Annotated in this window: 5 protein-coding genes; 3 read left to right on the top strand and 2 right to left on the bottom strand. The window is 69.5% G+C overall.

Features of this window, described 5'->3' with window-relative positions; translation table 11 throughout:
- Positions 1 to 23 precede the first annotated feature (23 nt).
- Positions 24 to 1,442: a DUF2252 domain-containing protein gene (locus STRTUCAR8_RS22215; protein ID WP_044472662.1), complete on the bottom strand. Its 1,419-nt coding sequence runs from the start codon at positions 1,440 to 1,442 to the stop codon at positions 24 to 26.
- Positions 1,443 to 1,889: 447 nt separating this feature from the next.
- Here STRTUCAR8_RS22215 and STRTUCAR8_RS22210 point away from each other — a divergent pair, with 447 nt between their 5' ends.
- The 3 genes from STRTUCAR8_RS22210 to pspAB all read left to right on the top strand — a co-directional run bounded on the left by STRTUCAR8_RS22210 (position 1,890) and on the right by pspAB (position 4,062).
- Positions 1,890 to 2,174: a hypothetical protein gene (locus STRTUCAR8_RS22210; protein WP_006378159.1), complete on the top strand. Its 285-nt coding sequence runs from the start codon at positions 1,890 to 1,892 to the stop codon at positions 2,172 to 2,174.
- 308 nt (positions 2,175 to 2,482) lie between these two features.
- A complete protein-coding gene (gene htpX / locus STRTUCAR8_RS22205) occupies positions 2,483 to 3,406 on the top strand; it encodes a zinc metalloprotease HtpX (RefSeq protein ID WP_044472663.1) in 924 nt (307 codons plus the stop codon).
- A gap of 14 nt (positions 3,407 to 3,420) precedes the next feature.
- Positions 3,421 to 4,062: a PspA-associated protein PspAB gene (gene pspAB, locus STRTUCAR8_RS22200; RefSeq protein ID WP_006378158.1), complete on the top strand. Its 642-nt coding sequence runs from the start codon at positions 3,421 to 3,423 to the stop codon at positions 4,060 to 4,062.
- A 47-nt stretch (positions 4,063 to 4,109) separates the two neighbouring features.
- Here the strand turns inward: pspAB and STRTUCAR8_RS22195 are convergent, their stop codons facing one another.
- Positions 4,110 to 4,400, bottom strand: coding sequence for a hypothetical protein (locus STRTUCAR8_RS22195; RefSeq protein WP_006378156.1), 291 nt, complete (start codon positions 4,398 to 4,400; stop codon positions 4,110 to 4,112).
- Between the last annotated feature and the right edge of the window lie 286 nt (positions 4,401 to 4,686).

The raw sequence follows: 4,686 nt of genomic DNA, 5'->3' as shown, positions 1-4,686 counted from the left end.
CCCTTCCCGTGTGCCGTGTCTCCTCAGGCCGCTTCGGCGGCCACCTGACCGTTGCGAACGGCGTCGACGAGTGCCTGGTGGTCCCGCTCGTTCTGGTCGGCGTAGCACTCGGCGAACGTCACCAGTGCCCGGTCGAAGGACTCGCCGCCGCCCAGGTAGGAGGCGATGGCGATCCGGTCGCCTGACCTCGCGTGGGCGCGGGCCAGGGTCGCGCCGCAGAGCGCGCCGAAGGTGCGCATGCCGCGCGGCACCATGTCCTCGGCCACCACGACGCCTTTCCAGTCCCGCAACTGCCGTACGTAGAAGTCCCGTCGCCGGCCGTCGAGCCCCTCGACCCGCTCCCAGCCCAGGAATATGTCGCTGGTGGCCTGCATCAGCCGCTGTCCGGAGACGACCCTTTCACCCTGATTACGGTAGATGCTGCCGCCGACGTGGGGTGCCAGCACCGACTCGTCGGCCTCCTTGGCCTGCAGGAACAGTGGATCCTCGTCGTCTTTGCCCAGCAGCAGCACGATCCAGCAGCGGGTTCCCACGCTGCCGACACCGACCACCTTGCGCGCCATGTCGACCACCCGGTGCTGTTCCAGGAGGAAGCGCCGGTCCGACTGCACGCTGCGGCCGTAGCGCTCGATGAGCCGGCGGATCAGCTTCTCCAGCTCGCCGCGCCGGCCCTCGGACATCAGGTCCTGGAGGGGGGTGATCAGCGGTGGATCCGGGGTGATCCGGCGCCGGCCGTCCACGACGTGGGTCAGTTTGTCGAAGACCTGCTGGGTGTCGTGCGAACGGGCCTTCGTCACCATCCGCTCCCAGCGGTCGCGGCCCCGCGCGGACAGGTCCCCCCCGAACCGCTCACGTACCCAGTCCACGTCGAACTGGGCGTACCAGACGGCCATGTTGCCGAGTCCGGCGAAGGCGCGCATGTTCTCGCGGTAGGACCGCACGGCGGCCCGTACGATCGAGGCCCGCTCCTTGGTGCTGAAGCCGTTCAGCCGGCCGGCGATCACGAAACTGGCGGCCAGGCGCTTGACGTCCCACTCCCAGGGGCCCGGCAGCGTCTCGTCGAAGTCGTTGATGTCGAACATGAGGCGGCGCTCGGGCGAGGCCAGCAGCCGGAAGTTCAGCATGTGCGCGTCGCCGCACAGCTGTGTGGTGATTCCTGTCCTGGGGGTGTCCGCGAGGTCCGAGGCCATGATGGCGGCCGCTCCACGGTAGAAGCGGAAGGGCGACTCGGTCATCCTGCCGTAGCGGATCGGCACGAGTTCGGGCACCCGCGTCGCCGACTGCTTCTCGATGATCTCCAAGGGGTCCGGCCGCTTCGGTCCGGGGGCGAACTCGGCGTGGCTGCCACGGGGTACGCTCCCCCGCGCCGCCTTGCCGAGTGCGGCCCGCTCCTGCGGAGTGTGGTTCCGCATCGGGTATCCGTCCATGGGGTCTGGGGTCATGGTGCCGCTCCAAGGGATGGTCACCGACGCCCTGGGCACCGGTGACGGCCGTCAGCGAGGGACTGACCGCTCCGATGCCCTACGGGCTTGCCGCGACCGGCGCCACAACCGGGGGATTCCGCGACCGGGGATTCGGCCACTGTTTCCCGGAGCATGATCCGATTCCACCGAGGTGATGAGACAAAACCGGTCAAAATACATTATATCTCCGTTCGATATGTCCAGCGGCTCGGAGCCGGGAACACCCGGGATCCCCCGCGACGGCTTCCTTGGCGATACGTCAGGGAGCGACGGCCGCACGGGAGTCGGCGATCATCGGGGAAGACGGTGAGTCCGAGTCGTCCGGAACGTGCCGACGGCATCCTGGCGATGCCTGTCCGATCGCGCACGGCTGCCTGAGCCGTCGGTCGGGATGCGAGGCGGCTCCCCCCGTTGGAGGGTGGAGCCATGAACCATCACCACCGGCAGTCCCATCGGACGATCGACATCGACACCCGGCTCGTCACGATCGGCGCCGTGCTCACCACGGCCGGTGCCGTGGTGGCATGCGCCGGCATGGCTATCGGGGCCTCGGCTCTCTTCACGGCAGGTCGGCGCATGCTCCGCGACATGCACGTACCCCCGGCCCAGCAGGCGGCGCAGAAGTGGCAGCAGGCCAAAGAGGCGTCCAGAGCGGGTATGCGGGCGTGGCAGTCCGCGTCCGACGCCTCGAACGGCTCACTCGACCGCTAGTACCTGCCGCCAGTCCTGGCCGGACCGCTCGCGTGGTCCCACGGGCCACGTTCAGCGAACCTCGAACGCTCAGCCACCCGACACGAGTGACGCTGTCGCGAGCCCGCACGACGTTCCCGTGCGGGCATTTCGACGCCGCCCGTGCGCTTGACCCCGAAGCATCTCGGTCGGTGCGCCTGCCGGTACCGGAGGTGGCCGTGCCGTAGCGGTTTCCCTTTGCCCGGCCCAGGGCAGATCGCGACCGCTTCATGGGACAGGGCGGGTGCACACTGACAGTGGGGCGAGTGCCTGACTGCGGGGTGGTACTGATGCCGAACCGAATGCGGAGCGATCGACGACTGACCGTGCGGATGACGGTCACGCTGTTTCTGCTCGGACTGCTGTACGTGGCCTTCGTCGCCACGTTGATCGTGTTGCTGAAGTCCTGGGTACTGGTCGTGGTGGTCGCGGCGGGGTTCCTCGCCGCGCAGTACTGGTTCTCCGACCGGGTCGCCCTGTTCGCGATGCGCGGGCGGGTGGTGGAGCGGGAGGAGTACCCGCAGTTGCACGGGGTGATCGACCGGCTGTGTGCCGTGGCCGACCTGCCCAAGCCCGTGGTCGCCGTGTCGGACATGGATATGCCGAACGCGTTCGCGACCGGGCGGAACGCCGATCACGCCGTGGTGTGCGTGACCACCGGCCTGCTGCGGCGGCTGGAAGCCGAGGAGCTGGAGGGCGTCCTCGCGCACGAGCTGTCCCATGTCGCGCACAAGGACGTCGCCGTGATCACCGTCGCGTCCTTCCTCGGCGTCATCGCCGGGCTCATCGTGCGGTTCGCGTTCTACTCGCAGCTGTTCGGCGGGGGCCGGCGGGACCAGAACACCGCCGTCGTCTTCGCGGCGGTGATGGGCGTCTCCGCCGCCGTGTACACGATCAGCTTCCTGCTGATCCGCGCCCTCTCCCGGTACCGGGAACTGGCCGCCGACCGCTCGGCAGCGCTGCTCACCGGGAAGCCCTCGGCGCTGGCCTCCGCGCTCACCAAGGTCTCCGGTGACATCGCGCGGATCCCGTCGAAGGACCTGCGGACCGCGCAGGCCTTCAACGCCTTCTACTTCACGCCCGCCCTCGGCAAGGAGCCGGGCCTGGCACGGTACTTCTCCACCCATCCCAGTCTGGAGCAGCGGCTCGACCAACTGGGGCGGATCTCCGGCGAGTTGGGCGAGGTGGCGGCTCCCGGCGCGGGGAACTCGTGAGCTGAGGAGCACGTATGGGGTTGCTGGACATTCTGCTGGGGCGCACCAAGCCCGTCGCGCCCGATCTCGACCGGCTCTTCGGGCTGCCGTCGGCCGCCGTGACCCTCCAGGCCGTGGCCGGCTTCACGCCCACGGGCCGGGGGTCGGTGTGCTTCGCCACGGTGGAGGGCGCCGCCTTCGACGACATACGCAAGGAGGCCCAGGCCCTCCTCGACGCGGACGCCGAGCGGACCGGGCCGCCTGTCGAGCTGGTCCGGGACGAGTACGGGTACACGTGGCTGGTGTCGCGGCGCGGGCCCGAGGATCTTCCGGCGCTCGTCGGGGACCTGCACGCGGTCAACAGTGCGCTGGAGGCTGGGGGGTTCGGACCGCAGTTGTTGTGTTCGGTGGTGGGGTTCGAGGGTGGCGGTTCCCGGGAGGGTGGGGGTGGGGGTGAGGGTGTTCGGCGGCTCGGGCTTGTCTATCTCTACAAGCGCGGGACCTTCTTTCCCTTCTCTCCGCTGACCGGTGGGGACCCGCGTGGTGGCGAGCGTGGTGACGGGCAACGGCGGGACAGTGCGCTGGAGTTGCAGGTGCGGGCCGCGCTCTCCGGTGATCTGCGGATCGAGCAGGACCTGAGTCGCTGGTTCCCGGTGTGGGGTGCCCCCGGTCTGTGAGACCGACCGACCGGAGGCACGCCCCGTTCTCGACTTCCTGCTACTGGCTACCGGCCCTTGCGGTCCCGGCGGCGGTTCTGCAGCGGGCGCTCTCGGCTGTAGCGGCGCTCCCACCTGGCCTGCTGGTCCCGGCGCTGACGGTAGGCGCGGTAGCTCGCCGGCGAGGAACCCGGGGCCGGGCCGCCGCCGCCCCCGGACGAGGAGGCCGCCGTACCGCTCCCCGTGCGGCCGTAGCGGAAGTAGACGTAGAGCAGGCCGGCGGCGGCGAGCCACAGGACGCTGTTCTTGAAGCCCATGATGATCAGGACGACGATCGCGGAAATGATCAAGGTGCCCATGACGGGACTCCTTGTGAGTGGCGTGGGTGACTGAGCGGAGTTGTACGTGCGTGACGGTGTGCACTGACCGGACGCTTGGGGTGGGCGTCTGTCCGCCGGTGCGTAGAGCGTAGCCCCGAGTCCCGTAAGTGATGCCTGTCCGGCGGGAAGCGGGGTGGACGGCTTGGCTGTGCCTGTCCAGCGTAGGGACGGCAGGGGAGTCGGCGCATCCGTATTTCGCCGGGGCGGGAGCAGGGGGGTGGGGTTTTCTCGCCCCCGCCGCCCCTACCCGTCCCATCCTGTCCCT

It is taken from the genome of Streptomyces turgidiscabies Car8 (assembly GCF_000331005.1).
GTDB classification, from domain to species: domain Bacteria; phylum Actinomycetota; class Actinomycetes; order Streptomycetales; family Streptomycetaceae; genus Streptomyces; species Streptomyces turgidiscabies.
The sequence above is the reverse complement of the archived record's forward strand: the minus strand, read 5'-3'. Positions and strand labels throughout refer to the sequence as shown.